This window comes from Herbiconiux ginsengi (assembly GCF_900107435.1).
Classification (GTDB): domain Bacteria; phylum Actinomycetota; class Actinomycetes; order Actinomycetales; family Microbacteriaceae; genus Herbiconiux; species Herbiconiux ginsengi.
Genome location: NZ_FNPZ01000001.1, coordinates 427,797 through 444,588 on the forward strand (window position 1 = coordinate 427,797; position 16,792 = coordinate 444,588).

General features: G+C 66.1%; 15 protein-coding genes and 2 pseudogenes. 7 read left to right on the forward strand and 10 right to left on the reverse strand.

The annotated features are described in order from the left end of the window. Both BLW00_RS02035 and BLW00_RS02040 read left to right on the forward strand, forming a co-directional pair. Positions 1-1,284: an ABC transporter substrate-binding protein gene (locus BLW00_RS02035; RefSeq protein ID WP_092548442.1), complete on the forward strand. Its 1,284-nt coding sequence runs from the start codon at positions 1-3 to the stop codon at positions 1,282-1,284. A gap of 369 nt (positions 1,285-1,653) precedes the next feature. Further along, on the forward strand, positions 1,654-2,907 hold the full coding sequence (locus BLW00_RS02040; protein WP_092548445.1) for an extracellular catalytic domain type 1 short-chain-length polyhydroxyalkanoate depolymerase: 1,254 nt from the start codon (positions 1,654-1,656) through the stop codon (positions 2,905-2,907). A gap of 583 nt (positions 2,908-3,490) precedes the next feature. Here the strand turns inward: BLW00_RS02040 and BLW00_RS02045 are convergent. From BLW00_RS02045 to BLW00_RS02060, 4 genes are all read right to left on the reverse strand, one after another. Then, positions 3,491-4,792: an MFS transporter gene (locus BLW00_RS02045; RefSeq protein WP_245741204.1), complete on the reverse strand. Its 1,302-nt coding sequence runs from the start codon at positions 4,790-4,792 to the stop codon at positions 3,491-3,493. A 213-nt stretch (positions 4,793-5,005) separates the two neighbouring features. Then, positions 5,006-5,845, reverse strand: coding sequence for an alpha/beta fold hydrolase (locus BLW00_RS02050; protein WP_092548451.1), 840 nt, complete (start codon positions 5,843-5,845; stop codon positions 5,006-5,008). A 2-nt stretch (positions 5,846-5,847) separates the two neighbouring features. Continuing rightward, on the reverse strand, positions 5,848-6,696 hold the full coding sequence (locus BLW00_RS02055) for an alpha/beta fold hydrolase (RefSeq protein WP_092548454.1): 849 nt from the start codon (positions 6,694-6,696) through the stop codon (positions 5,848-5,850). Beyond that, the gene (locus BLW00_RS02060) at positions 6,693-7,799 is read right to left on the reverse strand and encodes an alcohol dehydrogenase catalytic domain-containing protein (RefSeq protein ID WP_092548457.1); all 1,107 of its coding nucleotides are present in this window, start codon (positions 7,797-7,799) and stop codon (positions 6,693-6,695) included. Before BLW00_RS02060 ends, BLW00_RS02055 begins: the two co-directional genes overlap by 4 nt. A 706-nt stretch (positions 7,800-8,505) precedes the next feature. On the opposite strand from BLW00_RS02060, the gene BLW00_RS23910 reads away from it, so the two are divergent. Both BLW00_RS23910 and BLW00_RS23915 read left to right on the forward strand, forming a co-directional pair. Next, entirely contained in the window at positions 8,506-8,868 is a 363-nt protein-coding gene (locus BLW00_RS23910; RefSeq protein WP_245741206.1) for an aldehyde dehydrogenase family protein, read from the forward strand. A gap of 257 nt (positions 8,869-9,125) precedes the next feature. After that, positions 9,126-9,758, forward strand: a pseudogene (locus BLW00_RS23915) (transposase); the annotation flags it as partial. On the opposite strand, the gene BLW00_RS02075 reads toward BLW00_RS23915, so the two are convergent. The 5 genes and pseudogenes from BLW00_RS02075 to BLW00_RS02095 all read right to left on the reverse strand — a co-directional run bounded on the left by BLW00_RS02075 (position 9,700) and on the right by BLW00_RS02095 (position 12,988). After that, complete coding sequence (locus tag BLW00_RS02075; protein WP_092548463.1) at positions 9,700-10,353, reverse strand: response regulator transcription factor; 654 nt, start codon at positions 10,351-10,353, stop codon at positions 9,700-9,702. The pseudogene BLW00_RS23915 and the gene BLW00_RS02075 overlap by 59 nt on opposite strands. Next, positions 10,350-11,639, reverse strand: a complete 1,290-nt coding sequence (locus tag BLW00_RS02080; protein ID WP_092548466.1) for a sensor histidine kinase — start codon at positions 11,637-11,639, stop codon at positions 10,350-10,352. Before BLW00_RS02080 ends, BLW00_RS02075 begins: the two co-directional genes overlap by 4 nt. A 124-nt stretch (positions 11,640-11,763) precedes the next feature. Further along, on the reverse strand, positions 11,764-12,168 hold the full coding sequence (locus tag BLW00_RS02085; protein ID WP_092548469.1) for a VOC family protein: 405 nt from the start codon (positions 12,166-12,168) through the stop codon (positions 11,764-11,766). A gap of 187 nt (positions 12,169-12,355) precedes the next feature. Beyond that, a pseudogene (locus BLW00_RS02090) lies at positions 12,356-12,718 on the reverse strand (helix-turn-helix transcriptional regulator); the annotation flags it as partial. A 21-nt stretch (positions 12,719-12,739) separates the two neighbouring features. After that, entirely contained in the window at positions 12,740-12,988 is a 249-nt protein-coding gene (locus BLW00_RS02095; protein WP_175494096.1) for a hypothetical protein, read from the reverse strand. 23 nt (positions 12,989-13,011) lie between these two features. On the opposite strand from BLW00_RS02095, the gene BLW00_RS02100 reads away from it, so the two are divergent. Together BLW00_RS02100 and BLW00_RS02105 are read left to right on the forward strand one after the other, a co-directional pair. Beyond that, positions 13,012-13,473 (forward strand): MarR family winged helix-turn-helix transcriptional regulator, encoded by a 462-nt coding sequence (locus BLW00_RS02100; protein WP_092548475.1) that lies wholly within the window; start codon positions 13,012-13,014, stop codon positions 13,471-13,473. Between the two features lie 61 nt (positions 13,474-13,534). Then, entirely contained in the window at positions 13,535-14,299 is a 765-nt protein-coding gene (locus tag BLW00_RS02105; protein ID WP_092548478.1) for a class I SAM-dependent methyltransferase, read from the forward strand. Between the two features lie 570 nt (positions 14,300-14,869). Here BLW00_RS02105 and BLW00_RS02115 read toward each other — a convergent pair. Continuing rightward, complete coding sequence (locus tag BLW00_RS02115; RefSeq protein WP_092551831.1) at positions 14,870-15,874, reverse strand: NAD(P)/FAD-dependent oxidoreductase; 1,005 nt, start codon at positions 15,872-15,874, stop codon at positions 14,870-14,872. Positions 15,875-15,965: 91 nt separating this feature from the next. On the opposite strand from BLW00_RS02115, the gene BLW00_RS02120 reads away from it, so the two are divergent. Next, on the forward strand, positions 15,966-16,562 hold the full coding sequence (locus tag BLW00_RS02120; RefSeq protein ID WP_092548485.1) for a helix-turn-helix domain-containing protein: 597 nt from the start codon (positions 15,966-15,968) through the stop codon (positions 16,560-16,562). Positions 16,563-16,792 lie beyond the last annotated feature (230 nt).

Sequence of the window (16,792 nt, forward strand, 5' to 3'; positions counted from 1 at the left end):
ATGTCACAGCACCATCACGCGCGACGATGCGCGGCCACCGTAGCGACAGTTTCGGCGCTCGCCGTCATACTCGCGGGGTGCAGCACGCCCTCCTCGCCCGCGGACGAGCAAGCGTCGCCCCCGGGGGTCACTGAGACAACCGTCACGATTGGCACGCACACACCACTGACCGGCCCGGCCGCGGCCGGATACTCATCGATCTCGGCGGCCGCTAAGGCCTACTTCGACTACCTCAACGACAAGGGCGGCATCAACGGCCGCACGATCGAGTACATCGTCAAGGACGACGGATACAACCCCGCCACCACGCAGTCCGTCGTTCGAGAGCTCGTGCAGGAGGACGGAGTATTCGCGATCCTCAACGGCCTCGGCACACCGACCCACACGGCTGTTATCGACTATCTCAACGAGAACGAGGTACCGGACCTGTTCGTCGCCTCCGGGTCAACGACTTGGAACGAACCCGAGAAGTATCCGTACACCTTCGGGTTCAACGCCGACTACGTCGTCGAAGGGGCTGCCCTCGCGCAGTACGCCTCTGACGAACATCCCGGTTCCACGGTGTGTGTGCTGGGCCAAGACGACGGCTTCGGTGATGAGATCATCGAAGGCGCGGAGATCGCCGTCGGCGCAGACGGACTCACAGATGTGCAACGCTACGCCGTTTCAAATCAGGACGTCACCGCGCAGATCGGCGCGATGCAAGCGGCCGGGTGCCAGATCAATATCTTGGCGACCCTTCCCGGTTTCACAGCCCTCGCGATCGGCACAGCGGCCAAGCTGGGGTGGTCCCCGATGTGGTTCACGTCTTCGGTCGGCGCCGATTACTCGACGCTCCTGCAATTCTTCGGAGACGACGCCGGCCCAAGCCTGCTCCAGGGCATGGTCGGCAGCAACTACCTGCCGATGGGTGACACCGAATGGGTGGCGCTGTTCGCGCAGGTGAACGAGGACTACAACGCCGGTGCGCCCTTCGACGGCAACACGGTGTACGGCATGAGCGTGGCGTACCTCTTCGCCGAGGCGCTGGCTGCAGCGGGCGAGAACCCCACACGAGCGTCCCTCATGCAAGCGGTCACCTCGGGAGAACTCGAAGGCAACGGCATTCTCCCGCTTGCGTTCGGCGAGGACAGCCATGCCGCCTACCTCGGCGCGGGGATAACCGTTGTCGACCAGGGCGTGCAAGACTACGTCGGCGAAACCTACGCGCTCGAGGGGGACAAGGTCGTCGCAGTCGAGCCGCAGCCGGGGGCGCTCACCGGCGATGGGATCCCCAGCTCTTAGACGGGCCCACCGGTATGGCAGTGGACAGCCAGGTTCGGAGGCTGCCCACGGCCATACCTCACCTCGATTCACCGACCCTTTCGACCGCCAACGTGTCTCACACGCGATGACGGGATTCGGCCAGCCGAGCCGGTGTGCAGGGTCGGGCATCCGTTCCATACTCACGACCCGATTCACGAGCGAAGGGAGTGTTGAAAGCGACGTGCACGAGAGTTGTTACTCGCCGCCTAGATGGTCGCGGAATCTCGGGCGCGTCTGCGAAGTGCACTGGCGGGCGGGTACCGCGCCAGCGAGCCATCCACACGGGAGAGGCGCTGCAAACAACTACATGCTTCTCGCTCTAGACAACGTCGTCGAAGGAGAACTTCAATGAGTATTACGAACAAAGGTGCATTGCACCGTTCGACTAGCCGCACCGCACTCGTTGCGACGGCAACCGCCCTTGCCCTTGCGGCCATGCTCGTCGGGGCGTGGATCGGGCCTCCGGCACGCGCCGCATCCGGAGAATGGACGACCGAGACGATCGCAGGCATGTCGGTCCGCATCTACACACCGGCTACGCCGCCTGCCCTCGCAAGCGGGCGCGCCCTGATGATCTCACTCCACGGCTGTGTCCAGAAGGCGCAGGACCTGCAGCAGGACGGAAACTGGACCGACGCGGCAGACGAATACGGAATGATCGTGGCGGTGCCCGACGCGCCCAACGGAGGCGTGTACTCCGGATGCTGGGACTACTACGACTCCACCCACAGCTCGACCAGCCCATCACGTCACGATGACAACCTGCTCACGCTCACTCAGACGATGCAGGCCCGCGGAGGACTCGCGATCGACCCCGACCAGACGTACATCAGCGGGCTGTCTTCCGGAGGCGGGGAGACGATGGTCGTCGGTTGTCTGTTCCCCCAGGTTTTCGCCGGCATCGGAATCAACGCCGGCCCCACAGTCGGCACCACCTCGAGCCAATATTCTTGGGTCAGCACCAGCAAGGCCACCGGAACGGACGTATGTAGAGGTTTCGCCGGTGGAAACTCGGCTGCGTTCCAGACGCAGCTGACCTCAGTGGTTTATGGAAGCAACGATGCCACGGTTGCGCCCGGCTACAACACACTGAACGCCCAGATCATGGCCGGCATCTATGGCGCTGAGACGTCATCGACGTTCTCGCTCAGCGGCTTCGCCGGCACGAATACGAATGGCACTGGCACGCTCTACAGCGATGGCGCGGGACCACGAGTATCAGTGATTCAGAACACGGGTCTCGGCCACAATTGGCCGGCTGGCACGGGTACGAACGGCTCCTATATCTCTGGCAACAGCATCGACTATCCCGCCTACGTGACGAAGTTCTTCTTTGACAACAACCGTCGCGTGGCTGGGTCATCGACGCCCGGCCCCACGCCCACGCCAACGCCAACGCCAACGCCAACCGACACGTCTTGCATCGCCGCGGCAAATGCAACGCACCAGGCGGCTGGCCGGGCTCTGAGCTACGGCGTAGCCCCGTACAAGACGTATTACGCGAAGGGCTCGTACGCATACATGGGTCAAGGAGACTCCACCGTCACCACTCTTCGGCTGCAGTCGTCCGGCTCATGGACGGTGGTCACCAGCTGTAGCTAGATCACGATTTGCTCCGCTGCCGAAGCGGTCGCAGCGGTTGCCGTGTATGAGGGCCGGGGTTCATTGGACAGGTCTCTGTTCGTCCGCAGCGATGAACCTTGGCCCTCAGCCATATCAGGCCCCCATGCGAATACGACCCGGCGCCGGCCAGCCTCAACCAGCGCATCAGGGATGGAGCGCGACTGGCTGCACGCATGTAAGTCCGCATCGCGGAGTAGTGCCGGGATGCTGGGGTCGTCGGGTAGAACGATGGTGTAGCGCGGTTCCGCAGACGGAAGTTCGCATCGCTGACTCGTCTGGCATGAAATCGACCCTCTTGAATCCGAGCAGCCCGGTATTGAATAGCACGCAGCGGCATCCGCGTCCTCGACGTGAGACTGCACGACCTCGGGACCCGGCAAGTGGCCACGGAGTTCTTACCATGGGGCTGACGCCGGGTCATCTGATCCTGGCGCCGTCGACGGGACTGTTTCGGCATCACCGAAACCTGGGATTTCGTGCGCGGGGCCTCGCCAGCGCGATCACCCGGGCGGTCGAGGAATGCCCCGCCGCGGGGGCGGGGCATTCCTTCGGGCCAAATCGGTCAGGCGCCGGCGGCCACTCGCTCGGACGCCAGCTTTTCCTCGTCGAGGCGGTCGAGTTCGTGCAGTGACGAACCTTTCGTCTCGCGCAAGGACACCGCCGCGACGAGCGTGATCGCCGCCGCGATCGCCAGGTAGACAGCGACGGGCACGTACGAGCCGGTGCTCGCCAGGAGCGCGGTCGCGATGATCGGTGCGAGCGAGCCGGCGACGATCGACGTCACCTGGTACCCGAGCGAGACGCCCGAATACCGCATGCGCGTCGGGAACATCTCCGACATGATCGCGGGCTGCGGGGCGTACATGAAGGCGTGGATGAACAGGCCGAGGCTGATCGCCGCGACGATGATCACCGGGTTTCGGGTATCGAACATGGGGAAGGCCACGAAGCCCCAGGCCGCCGCACCGATCGTTCCAATGATGTACACCGGCTTGCGGCCGAGCCGGTCGGTCAGGCCGCCGATGAGCGGGATGACGATCATGTGGACGATATGGGCGATGACGAGCAACCCGAGAATCTCGGAGGTGTCGACCTCCAGCGCCACCGCCAGGTAGGTGATCGAGAACGTCACGACGAGGTAGTACATGATGTTCTCGGCGAATCGCAGGCCCATGGCGGTCAGCACCCCGCGCGGGTAACGCCTGATCACCTCGAGCACGCCGAAGCGCACCGCCTTCGACTGCTCGACCTCCTTCTGCATCTCGAGGAAGATCGGCGCATCCGCCACACGGGTGCGGACATAGTAGCCGATGGCGACGATGACGACGGAGAGCCAGAACCCGATGCGCCAGCCCCAGGCGAGGAACTGCGCCTCGGTCAGCGTGCGACTGAGGACGAGGAGGACGACGGTCGCCACCAGGTTGCCAATCGGGACGGCGGCCTGCGGCCACGAGGCCCAGAACCCGCGCGTCTTGTCGGGCGAGTGCTCGGCGACGAGGAGGATCGCACCGCCCCACTCACCGCCGACCGCGAAACCCTGCGCGAAGCGGAGCGCTACCAGGAGCGCAGGTGCCCAGTAGCCGACCAAGTCGAACGTGGGCAGGCATCCCATCAGGAACGTCGCCACTCCCACGAGGATGATGGCGAGCTGCAGGAGCTTCTTGCGTCCGTACTTGTCACCGAAGTAGCCGAACACGATCCCGCCGAGCGGCCGGGCGATGAAGCCGACGGCGTACGTCACTAACGCGGCGATGATCGGCGCATACGGGTCGTCCGATGGCGGGAACATGATCTTGTTGAAGACGAGAGTCGCCGCGGCGGCGTAGAGGAAGAACTCGTACCACTCGACGACGGTGCCGGCCATCGAGGCCGTGACGACCCGGCGCAGGCCGTTGCCGGCAGGAGACGACCTGGCTCCTAGCGCAGAAGTAGTGTTCCTGAGCGATCTGGAAGGCGAATTGTTGGCGGTCATGGCGACCACCTCCTTATGGTTGGGAGGATCTCGGAGAGATCGCGTACATAGTCCGTGGCCGTCGGCCCTCGCCGATGGTGTTCGGCCCTGTCTGTCGTCGCAGCGTCAGGCTGCGGTGTACTGCGAGACTCCGAGGGACGGGGCAGGTGAACGCCCTTCGATGACGTCGACGAGCGCCGCGTTCCATTCCGCCCGGTTTTCGATGAAGGCGACATGACCGCTGTTCTCGAAGTAGGTCAATGAGGCGCTCGGGAGAAGTCTGTGTGCTTCCTCGGACCATCGCGGGTCCCAGATCAGGTCGTGGCGGCCGGAGAAGATCGCGACTGGTATGTCGATGGCAGGTAGGTGCGGTCGCATGTCCACGTCGATGAGGGATTGGAAGCTGGTAACACCGACGAATGCCGGCACTTTCAAGCCGATCTGGACGAAGAGGTCCTCGGTTGCTTTCAGATCCGTTCGGTGGAAGTTGTTGGCGTACAGCCCGGCAATGGTCTCCGTCCGCGCCAACCGGACGGCGTCGATGAGCCCTTGAACCTGGTCCGGCGGCGTCCCATAAGGGGCATCGGGTGCCTGCCAGAAGCGTGGGCCGCTTCCGGTGATCACGAGCCGTTCGACACGCTGCGGATGCTCGTGCGCGTACTTCAGGGCAACATGGCCACCCATCGACCAACCGACGAGCGTGACGTCCGTGAGGTCAAGTCCGACGATGAGTGCGTCGAGGTCGCGGACGAAGAGGTCGTAGTTGTAGTCGCCCCAGGGTTTGTCTGAAACGCCGTGCCCGCGCAGGTCGACGGTGATGCAACGGTAGGACGGCGCGAGGTCGAGAACCTGATAGTCCCAGACGTCTCCGCTGCCGGCCCAGCCATGGACGAACACGATCGGCTTGCCCGACCCGCGATCTTCGTAGGCGATGTTGACACCGGGTTCTACTTCGAGGTTGTGCATGGCTACTCCTTTGTGTTGCCGTGGTCGTGGAAGGGAGGCGAGACGAAGCGGAGGATCTCTCCTGCGACGGTGTCCGGCTCTTCGAGGTGAAGTAGGTGCCCGGCACCCGGAAGCTCTCGGTACCGAGCAGTCGGAAGCATGCTGGCGATCGCGCGGCCGTTCGCAGGCGGGAGCACCCGGTCGGCACCGCCGTGGAGGATCAGTGTCGGGATGGCGATCTGCGCCGTCCGAGCTCCGGTTTGCAGGAATCGTTCGCACGCCTGGTACTGCTCACGCCAGATTTCGCTCGGCGTCGGGTAGGTCAGACGAGCCTGAATGACGTTCTCGTACTCGTCAGGGTGCGATTGCGGCCAGCCGTCTCTGAACGACAGTGGCATCGTGCGGCGGGCGTATTGCTCGGGTGTCTGGTCCACGGCGTCCAGCCAGAATCTGCGAGTGCGGTCGGGGACGGGCACCGCCCCCGCGCCACCGGGGCTCGTTCCGACCAGGATGAGTTGCCCGACGAGGTCCGGTCGTGAAAGGGCGAGCAGTTGTGCGATGTACCCACCCATGGAGTAGCCCACCACGATGGCGGGACGTCCAAGCGCTTCGATCGCCAAAGCGGCATCGTCGGCGAGCAGATCGATCGACAAATCTCCCCGGCCGCGCGTGGAGCGGCCGGTGCCACGGTTATCCAGAGACCAAAGTGCGAGTTCCTCGTCGAGCGCGAGTCGCACGTGTTTGGCAGCCCACGACGCATAGCCGAGACCATGGAGTAGCAGCACATCGCGACCGGTCCGCGACCCCTCCAGGTGCAACACCGCATCGTCCGCCGTGCGGACCCGGATCCGGGTGAGCTCACGCACACTCATCGCGGCAACTCAATCAGCTGTCGGATGGCGTGCCCACTAGCGAGCTCGTCCATTGCGTGGTTGACGTCGTCGAGGCCGATGCGGGCCGAGATCAGCTGCTGCAGCGGCAGCCGCCCGTCCCGCCACAGTTGCTCAAAGCGCGGGATGTCCCGTGAGGGCACAGCGGACCCGAGGTAGCTGCCGACGATCTCTCTCGCCTCCGAAACCAGCGCGAGCGGAGAGATCCCGGCCCGGGCGTCGCTCGCAGGCAGGCCCACCGAGATCGTGCGCCCTCCGATCCCGGTGATCGACACAGCCGTCTCGAATGCGGCAGCGGACCCCGCTGCCTCGATCACGGTGTCGGCCTTCACCGTACCGACAGCTTCGGTCGGATCGAAGACTTCGTCCGCTCCGAGCTCTGACGCTTTGAGACGCTTCTCTTGGACCGGATCGACGCCGATCACTCGTACGTCCGGAATACAGCGTGCCACTAGTAACGCGGCCATGCCTACGCCGCCGAGGCCCACGACGGCAATCGTCTGTCCGGCGAGTGGTCGGGCGACGTTCAGCACGGCCCCGCCCCCCGTCAGCACCGCGCAGCCCAGCAACGCGGCGATATCGGGGGGTACGTCGTCACCGACAGGGACGAGCGAGCGGCGATCGACTACCGCGTGCGTAGCGAAACCGGACACTCCGAGGTGGTGAGCGACCTCACGGCCTGCGAGCGAGATCCTGCGCGCGCCTGAAAGAAGCCTGCCTTCACCGTTCGCGACGGAGCCACGCTCGCATGGCAGCCGCCCCTCGGTCGCGCAGGCACTACACTCACCGCACCTCGGAAGGAACGCCATGACGACACGGCGTCCGACCAGCTCGCTTCCTTCATCGTCTCCGGATGCGAGTACCCGCCCAGCCGCCTCATGTCCGAGCAGCATGGGAAGTGGCCGCGGGCGACTGCCGTTGACAACTGAAAGATCGGAATGGCAGATGCCCGCCGCCTCGATCTGCACGAGCACTTCAAACGGACCCGGAGGGTCGAGCTCGAGCTCTTCCACCGCGATCGGCATCGAATCCCCATATGGTGCTGTGCTGGACGATGTGGTCAACACCGCTCCACGTATCTTCATTGACTTCCGCCTCCTCGCGCTGAAACGAGTCTGTACGGACCAGGACACCTACGGAATGTGCGTTTTTACTACCTATCCGTGTATTTATGTGGATTATGACACTTCTGGAAACAGGGTGGGAGGGGCGCCACTCATATCGTGGTCTCAATTCCCGCGGGGATCTGCTCGGAGATCGACGAGGTGGTACACGAGTTCCCGCACCGCCGCCTCGATCACACCTGGTTCCCGGAGGGTCTCATACCTGATCGCCGGCTGCGACGATCGCGTTCGCGATCGTCCTAAGCCTGTACGAGATTGAGTGTCCCGGGCCACTCATAGGAACGACGATCATGGGCGTCGATCCACTCCGACAAGCTGAGCTTCATACTGGCCACTGAAGTGCGGCGGGTTGCTCGAGCGACGGGCCGGCACGCACGAAATCGCTTCCCTCAGACTCTCGGTGACGAGCGGTTTCAGTTGGCATCGCGCATGCGGTGGAACGGCTCGATGAACCCGACCAGTCACCGATCATCTCGCTCATGGCGGCGGAAGCCGTGCGCTCGCGTGCCGTCGTGCTGCCGCGTGTAGCTGCCGACCCCGGCTCGCTCGAAGCATGTACCGAAGCGTGGCTCCGCGGTGCCGCGCTCGGGCATCGATGCCATCGCTGCATCACAAGCCCTGCCACGTGTTCGGCGGGTCACTGTAGCAGCCGCTCGCCGAGACGCACATGGTGGTGCTGCCGCATGTGCTTGCGTTCCACCAGTCAGCCGCACCCGCGGCTCGAGCACAACTCGGCATGCGTGATTTCGACATCGACGCCGTCGTCGATCAGGTGCGGATAACGCCTATTCGAATCCTCTCGAGGTCTCCGCAGAAGATGTGCGCCGAATCGCACTGGATCAATGAGAGCGAATCTCTTTCCGCGTCCGGTCGCACTTCTCCGGTGTTCGATCCTGCGCTGGGAGTCGTGACGAAGGAGGTGGCCCTGGCAAAGGCCGAGGAGATCAGCGCAACCATCGTCTCGGCGAAGATGGCCTACCCGGCGTGGCGTAACTTGTCTCTGACGAGGCGTCAGGCGATTCCGTTCTGATTCCGCGAGTTGGGGAATGCACGCCAGGGTGGGCTGGCGGAGATCATCACGTCCGAGCATGGCAAGATTCACTCCGACGCATTGGGGGAGATCACACACGATCAGGAGGTTGTGGAGTTCGCCACCGGCCTCGCTCGTCATCTCAAGGGAGCGATGCTCGCGGATTGCGCTACAGCGCGTCTCCTAAATCTCGGGTGGTTGTCCGGGATGCTTGGTGAATGTCGCGGTCTGAGTTGCTCTCGGATGCTCAGTGAGATCTGATCGGTGGGTTCTTGCCGGGCCCGAGGGGACGGAAGGGGCGGCCGTTCGCGGATGCCCACACGATGATCGAGGACTGGAAATGGCACCGGTGGATGTCGGCCGATGGAACCTGGGACTGGCGTCGGCCGTGTTGACGGCCCGCGTAGACGCCGCCGGCCAGGTCGATTGGGCGGTGTCGGTGGACTCGACGATCGCCCGCGCGCATCAGCACTCGACCAGCGTCACCCGGGTCACGGGGGGCCTTGTCGAACTACATGAATCCGGGCGTCGAGCCGCCTGATCACGGGACAGGCCGCTCCCGGGGCGGTCTCTCGACCAAGCACCGTCACCTCGTCGACGGCCACGGGTAGCCTCTCGTGATCGCCGTCACCCCGGGCCAGGCCGGGGACTCACCGATGCTGCTGCCCCGGCTCGAGTACCTCCGCGTCACCCGGCCGGTCGGCCGCCCGCGGAAACGGCCTGACGCTGTCCTCGGCGACAAGCCCTACTCATCCCGGGCCATCCGGACTCACCTCCGCAACCGGCAGATCACCGCGGTGATCCCTCAACCTTCCGACCAGACCGGAGCACTCAGAACGACAGCAGCCGGTTTTCATAGGCGTGCACGACGATCTGCGCGCGCGTCTCGAGCCCGAGCTTCGCGAGGATGCTCCGGATGTGCGTCTTCACCGTCGCCTCGCTCACGAACGCAGCCGCCGCGATCTCGCTGTTGCGCAGGCCCTTCGCGGCGAGCAGGAAGATCTCGCGCTCGCGCGGTGTCAGCGCGGCCACCGCATCCTCCGGCGCAGCGGCCTCCGCGGGCGCGACGTGCCTCTTCACGAGCTCGGCGAGCGCCGGCGGGGGCGCATCGCCCGCGTGCACCGATCGGATCGTCTCGAGCAGCAGCTCGGGCGTCGCATCCTTCGTCACGAACGCGCTCGCGCCGTGCTTCATCGACTGGAACACGGCCTCCTCCTGCTGGAAGGTCGTCAGCACGACGACCCGCGGCGCCAGCCCCTCCTCCCGCGTGATCAGCCGGGTCGCGTCGATGCCGTTCAGCACGGGCATCCGGATGTCCATGAGCACCACGTCGGGGCGGGTCTCGGCCACGACGCGCACCGCCTGTTCGCCGTCGGTCGAGGTGCCCACGAGTTCGAGGTCGTCTTGCGACTCGATGAGCATGCGCATGCCGTAGACGAAGAGCTCCTGGTCGTCGGCGATGACCACCCGGATCGGCGCGCTCACGCCGCCTCCTCCGTGGCGCTCTGCGCGTCTGCGGCGCTCCACCTGGCGGGGACGAATGCCGTCACGATGAACGCGCCGTCGGCGTCGCGCTCCGCGGTCAGCCAGCCACCGGCCAGGCGGGCGCGATCCTTCATGCCCTGAAGGCCGAAGGTGCGAGGTGCTGCCGATTCCACGCCGGGTGCCGCCGTCTCGCCGCCCGACGCATCCGCACCGTCGCTCACCACGGTCAGGGCGAGTCCCTCCCCCTGCCAGGCGAACGAGACCGCGGCCACCGGATGCGGGCCACCATGCTTCAGCGCGTTCGTCAGACTCTCCTGCACGATGCGGTAGACGCTCAATTCCTGCGCCGGAGTGAGCGGCCAAGGATCGCCGAAGTGATCGACCGAGATGCGCATCCCGGCTGCCGTCACCCGCGCCACAAGGGCGGAGAGGTCGCCGAGCGCAGGCTGCGGCCGGCTGCTGTCGTCGTGCAGCGCCTCCAGCAGGCCACGCAGGTCGGTGAGCGCCGAGCGCGCGGTGTCGGCGATCTCGCGGAGGGCGGCATCCGTCTGCTCCCCCTCGGTCTCCGGCCGAGCGGCACGCAGGAACCGCGATCCATCGGCCACCGCGATCACCACGGCGAGCGAGTGCGCGAGCACGTCGTGCACCTCCTGCGCGATCTCGCTGCGTTCCTTCACGCTGCGCAGTTCGACGTCGGCGACGGCGAGGTCGGCCTCCGCCTGGGCGATGAGCTCCTGGTCGGCGTGGCGGCGGGCATTCACCTGCAGGGCGAAGCCGGCCGTCCAGGCCACGAGCCCGAGCACGGCACCGGCCGAAACCAACGGCAGCACGGAATCCGAGAAATCGGAGAGCGGAGATGCCATGCCGCCGACGTTGGTGCCGCTCCCCCCGATCCAGCTCAGCCAGTCACCGCGGTAGACCATCACCACGCCGACCAGCACGGCTTGCACCACGATCGCCCCGATCGCCGCCCACCGGATGCGGGTGGACGCCGTCAGCCCCACCACGAACGCCACGATGACGGCCGCCTCGTACATGGGCCACGTGGTCGACTCGGGCGGACTGAGCACCCCGACGAGTTGCAGCATCGGAACACCCACCACGATGCCGAGCGCCACCGCCGGCAGCCAGCGCGAGACGCCGATCGCCACCGTGAGGAGCGCCAGCGTCACCCAGAAGCCGAACGGATGCTGCCGCCCGACCTCGGCGACGATCCAGAGCACCAGATACACCGCGGCGATCGCGGGTTCGACGGCCAGGCGAACGAGGTTCGGAAGTCGTGACATGCCCTCACGCTAGGCGCTCGGGTGGCGCAAGCGGCAGGTCTGTGACGCGCATTCATCCGAACGGATGAGGGGACGACAGGGGTCTGTGCGATTTCGGCGTTGCCGGCCGCACCGGCGGGGGACGTCAGGCCTGACTGATGCGCACCATGTTGCCGGCGGGGTCGCGGAAGGCGGCGTCGCGCACGCCCCAGAACTGATCGGTCGGCTCCTGCAGGATCTCGGCGTTGCCGACCGCGCGCACCTTCTCGAAGGTGCCGTCGAGGTCGTCGGTGCGGAAGAGCACACCGGGCAGCTCCCCTTTCGCGAGCAGCGCGGCGCGAGCGTCGCCGTCCTCTTTGGAGACGCCGGCGTGGGGCTGCGAGAGAACGATCTCGATCTCGGGCTGATCGGCGGTCGAGAGCGTGATCCAGCGGAATCCGTCGTTCTCGATCTCGTTGCGCACCTCGAGGCCGAGGGTGTCGCGATAGAAGGCGAGGGCCGCATCCGGGTCGTCGACGAGAACGTGTACGTGGCTGAGTGAGATTGTCATGGCACCGACGCTAGCGCGCGGTCACGACGGACGCTTCTTCGATCCTGCTCGATTCGGTCTCGTTCGATTCGGTCTCGTTCGATCCCGTCTCGTTCGATCCGGTCGCAGGGGATACGGCGGCCGGCACGGATGCGCGGTTCGCTTCGGAGGGCGGCGTGCGGCGCGCACGACCGAGCACCATCGAGGCGCAACTGGGGATGGCGATGGTCTCGCCGTGATCGCGGGCGCGGTAGGCGCTCGGCGTCTCGCCGACGAGCTCCGTGAAGCGGGAGCTGAACGATCCGAGGCTGGTGCAGCCCACGGCGAAACAGGCGTCGCTCACGCTGATGTCGCCTCGGCGGAGAAGAGCCTTCGCGCGTTCGATCCGACGGGTCATCAGGTGCGAATAGGGCGTCTCTCCATAGGCCTCGCGGAACTTGCGGCTGAAGTGCGCGGTCGACATCAGGGCCGCACGGGCGAGCGCGGGCACGTCGAGCGGGCGGGCGTATTCGCGATCCATCAGGTCACGGGCCCGGCGCAGGCGGCGCAGTTCGTCGAGGTCGGCGCTCATCTCCCCATTATGCGTCGGGTTCTACGCGGCGGGGCAGTGCAGCTGGGTGCGCTCGCCCGAGCGGTCGATCTCGTGCTGCGCCATGGGCCGGCCGCAGAGCGGGCAGCGCGGGTCGGCCGGCGGAACGTACGGCGCTTCGGCCCGGCCGATGCCCACCTGCGCGGGACCGGCGTAGCTGTAGACGATGCGGTTGATGTTGTTGAACAGCCCGCGTTTGCCCTCCCACGGGTTGAGGGGATTGACCTTCCGCTCACTTTTCTTTCGTGCCATAACCATTAGTGTACTATCTAAATATGCCGAAGGGATTGCTCGAGACCGAAACCGACCTGCTCGCGCTGGATCGTCAGTTGTGCTTCGCGCTGGCGGTGGCGTCGCGCTCGGTGATCGGCGCCTACAAGCCGATCCTGGAGCCGATGGGGCTCACGCATCCGCAATACCTCGTGATGCTGGCCCTCTGGGAGAGCGAGCCCCGCTCCCTCTCCGCTCTGGCCGAGCTGCTGCGACTCGAGCCCGCGACCCTGTCGCCGCTCGTGAAGCGGTTGGAAGCGGCCGGGCTCGTGACGCGGGAGCGGTCGGCCGACGACGAGCGGCAGCTCGCGGTGCGGCTCACTTCCGAGGGCCGGGCACTTCGCGCGAAGGCGGAGGACGTGCCCCCGCAGGTGGTGGCAGCGCTCGGCGTCGACATCGACGAGTTGATGGAGCTGCACGCGCGGCTGACGTCGATCATCCAACGGATCGCGCCGCTCCCGGCCTGAGCAGCGTTGCCGTTTCGGCACGGGATTTCGGCGGAGCGGCGGCGAGCGCCAAGCTGGAGGCATGAGCGAGAACACCGAGACGGATGCGACGGCCTTCTGGGAGGGCCGCTACCGCGAGCGCGAGCAGATCTGGAGCGGGCGCCCGAACCGGGCCCTGGTCGACGTGATCGAGTCGATCGGGACGGCGCCCGGCCGCGCCCTCGACCTGGGCAGCGGGGAGGGCGCCGACTCGATCTGGCTGGCCGAGCAGGAGTGGCAGGTGACCGGGGTCGAGATCTCGGCGACGGCGATCTCGCGGGCGAGAGTGCACGCATCCGATCGGGGCGTGTCCGATCGGATCACCTGGCAGCAGGCCGATCTGGCGGAGTGGATGCCGGCGGCCGAGTACGAGCTCGTGTCGGCCTGTTTCCTGCACTCGCCGGTGGCGTTCCCGCGCGAGGCGGTGCTGCGGCAGGCGGCCTCGGCGGTTGCACCGGGCGGGCACCTGCTGGTGGTGGGTCACGCGAGCTTCCCGCCGTGGTCGCGGCACGCAGCCGTCGACGCGGCCGACGCCCATGGGCAGGGGCAGGGGCATGACCGTGAGGGCGGCAACGGGGTCCGCCACGCGCACAGCGACGGCACCGACCCCGAAAGCGGTGCGAGTCACGCGCACGGGCACGACGACGGCGACCTCCCCACCCCCGAGCAGGTACGCGAGCAACTCGCACTGCCTGTGGGCGCCTGGGAGACGGTGATCGCCGAGAACCGGTCGCGCGAGGCCACCGGCCCGGACGGCCAGCACGCGGTGCTCGACGACGCGATCCTGCTGCTCCGCCGTCTCGTCTGAGCGCATCCTCCGACCACTCAGGACGCGCGCCGGTTCGGGCCCTTCCCCATCGGCATGAAGAACTTGGTGGCGAGCACCACGCCGTCGCGGCGCCTCGACGCCGGTACGGCCCAGCAGGCGGTATTCCACGTGGCCCAGCCTGCACCGCCTGTCAGCACCCGTCGATCTGCCGCGCCCTCGCCGTCTCGGCCTCCTCCTGGGCCTTGCTGAGCTGCGGATGCCCGGCGCGGCCGCGAGTCGCGCCCACGTCTTCGAGGAGGGACCGTGGCACTGGCGAACAAGTCGGGCGCTGACACGGCAAGGCGGGTGAAGCGCGCGTCTCGCGGTAGCACGAGGCTCCCAGGGAGACGCCGATCGACCGCCCGGCCTCGGGAGAGGAGGGCATTCACTGGCGTGCGGTGCGGATCTTGCCGTAGATCCGCATCAACTGCGGAACGACGAGGTACACCGCGACAGGCACGACAACCACGGACAACACGAATGCACGCAGAACCGGGTTCCAATCCGAAGCAAACGGAGCGAGCGCGAAGAAGCCTAGGGTGACCAGGGGGAAGATCGCGATCCACGTGATTATCGCTCGAGCGTGAATGGAGGGCGGGGCGGTTGCGGGCGAGTTGGGGGTCGATGACATGGTGGGGCTCCTTCTTGCGGTCGCGCCGCGGTTGCGACGTCGAGGTCTTGTTGCAGAAGCCATCCGCTGATGGCGATAGCACTGGCGCTTCCCGCTCCTGCAGCGGTGATGACTTGCGCGGTCGGGGTGACGACGTTGCCCGCGGCCCAGACCCCACTGATGCTGGTCTTGCCGAAGGCATCCACCACCACCATTCCTGTGGAGTCGTCTCGTCGGCACCCGAGGTCATCCAGGATTCGGTCGTTCGGTCGCGGTTGCGGCGCGATGAAAGCCGCCTCGCACTCGATCGTGGCGCCACCGTCGATGACCACCCCGTCGAGGAATCCGGGCTCGCCCGCAAAGTGCGCTACCCTGCCGACGACCACGCGGACCCCGAACGCCTCCAGACCGTGACGCTCCTCGGGGGTGAGATCCATTCCATGGGTGATGAACGAAACTCGGTCACTGTAGCGGCGCAGCAGGCCAGCCTGCCTGATCGACATCTCCTTCGCGGGGCTGCCGACCACCACGATGCTCTTGTTGCGCACTTCGTATCCGTGGCAGTAAGGACAGTGGTGGATGAGGGTCCCCCACTTTTCTTCGAGGCCGGCGATGCGCGGCAACTGGTCGGTGAGGCCGGTCGCCACGAGGATCGCTCTCCCGCTGACAGCGTCGCTGCTGTGCAGAGTCACCGTGAAGGTCCCGCTGGCCGTGACGGCCACATCGAGCACGGTGTCGGAAACGATTGATCCGCCATAGCTGAGCACCTCTTCGCGCCCCAACTCGAGAAACTCGCGTGGCGGGATACCGTCACGGGAGAGGAACCCGTGCATCTCCGCGGCGGGCGCGTTCCGGGGGCTGCCCGCATCGATCACCGTCACCGAAGCCTGCGCGCGCGCCAATACGAGTCCGGCGCTCAGTCCTGCGGCGCCGGCGCCGACAATCACAACATCGCTTCTGGTCATCTTGATCACCTCCAGACGCCACGTTGCCACCAGACGGCCAGATTCTGAGACTTCTGTTGCCAAAACCGGAACAATCTGATTGTCTGTGCCCGTGAGCACCTCACAGCGAGTAGCGACAGAGCTGAGCCAGATTGCCCCGAGGCTGCGGCAGGCCCGCCAGAAGAAGAACGTCACGCTCGACGAACTCGCGAAGGCCACGGGTATCTCAAAGAGCACCCTCTCGCGCCTCGAGTCAGGTCTGCGAAAGCCGAGCCTCGAACTACTGCTCCCGATCGTTACCGCCCTGGCGCTTCCGCTGGACGAGATCGTCACCTCACCCAAGATCGAAGACCCGCGTGTTCCTCAGAAGTCGATCCGTGCCGACGGTCGAACGCTGACCCCCCTGTCCAACCACCACGGCGAGCCGCAGGCATACAAGATGACCATCGCCGCGACCGACCGCACCCCGGTCCTTCGCAGACACGAAGGATACGAGTGGGTATACGTGCTCTCGGGACGCCTCAGGCTGGTCCTCGGCGAGCACGACATCGTCATGGCGGCCGGCGAAGCCGCCGAATTCGACACGAAGAACCCACACTGGTTCGGCGCAACGGGGACGGGCCCGGTCGAGTTGCTGAGCATGTTCGGCAAGCAAGGCGAACGCATCCACCTCCGAGCACGCTCGACGCGAAAGGAACCAGGCGGCTAGCGCGGCTCGTTGGTCCCAACTCGAACGGTCTAGGTAGGGTCCCGGCTGAGTGCCGCCGACATCGACTGCGGAGTTCCCCAATCGCTCTCACCTGTCGCGGATCGAGTCGTCGACATCCTCGTTGCCCCATTCGCCGAACATCATGATGCCGAGGCACAGCGGACTGACCTCGACGCCAGTACGGCCCAGCAGGCGGTAGCACCCCTCTCCCTGGGTCGTCTACGGCTGTC

Bases quoted from the DNA above. Each gene is read 5' to 3' on its own strand.
- BLW00_RS02035 (WP_092548442.1), top strand. From the start codon at position 1: ATGTCACAGCACCATCACGCGCGACGATGCGCGGCCACCGTAGCGACA.
- BLW00_RS02040 (WP_092548445.1), top strand. From the start codon at position 1,654: ATGAGTATTACGAACAAAGGTGCATTGCACCGTTCGACTAGCCGCACC.
- BLW00_RS02045 (WP_245741204.1), bottom strand. From the start codon at position 4,792: ATGGCCGGCACCGTCGTCGAGTGGTACGAGTTCTTCCTCTACGCCGCC.
- BLW00_RS02050 (WP_092548451.1), bottom strand. From the start codon at position 5,845: ATGCACAACCTCGAAGTAGAACCCGGTGTCAACATCGCCTACGAAGAT.
- BLW00_RS02055 (WP_092548454.1), bottom strand. From the start codon at position 6,696: ATGAGTGTGCGTGAGCTCACCCGGATCCGGGTCCGCACGGCGGACGAT.
- BLW00_RS02060 (WP_092548457.1), bottom strand. From the start codon at position 7,799: ATGAAGATACGTGGAGCGGTGTTGACCACATCGTCCAGCACAGCACCA.
- BLW00_RS23910 (WP_245741206.1), top strand. From the start codon at position 8,506: ATGGTGGTGCTGCCGCATGTGCTTGCGTTCCACCAGTCAGCCGCACCC.
- BLW00_RS02080 (WP_092548466.1), bottom strand. From the start codon at position 11,639: ATGTCACGACTTCCGAACCTCGTTCGCCTGGCCGTCGAACCCGCGATC.
- BLW00_RS02085 (WP_092548469.1), bottom strand. From the start codon at position 12,168: ATGACAATCTCACTCAGCCACGTACACGTTCTCGTCGACGACCCGGAT.
- BLW00_RS02095 (WP_175494096.1), bottom strand. From the start codon at position 12,988: ATGGCACGAAAGAAAAGTGAGCGGAAGGTCAATCCCCTCAACCCGTGG.
- BLW00_RS02100 (WP_092548475.1), top strand. From the start codon at position 13,012: ATGCCGAAGGGATTGCTCGAGACCGAAACCGACCTGCTCGCGCTGGAT.
- BLW00_RS02105 (WP_092548478.1), top strand. From the start codon at position 13,535: ATGAGCGAGAACACCGAGACGGATGCGACGGCCTTCTGGGAGGGCCGC.
- BLW00_RS02115 (WP_092551831.1), bottom strand. From the start codon at position 15,874: ATGACCAGAAGCGATGTTGTGATTGTCGGCGCCGGCGCCGCAGGACTG.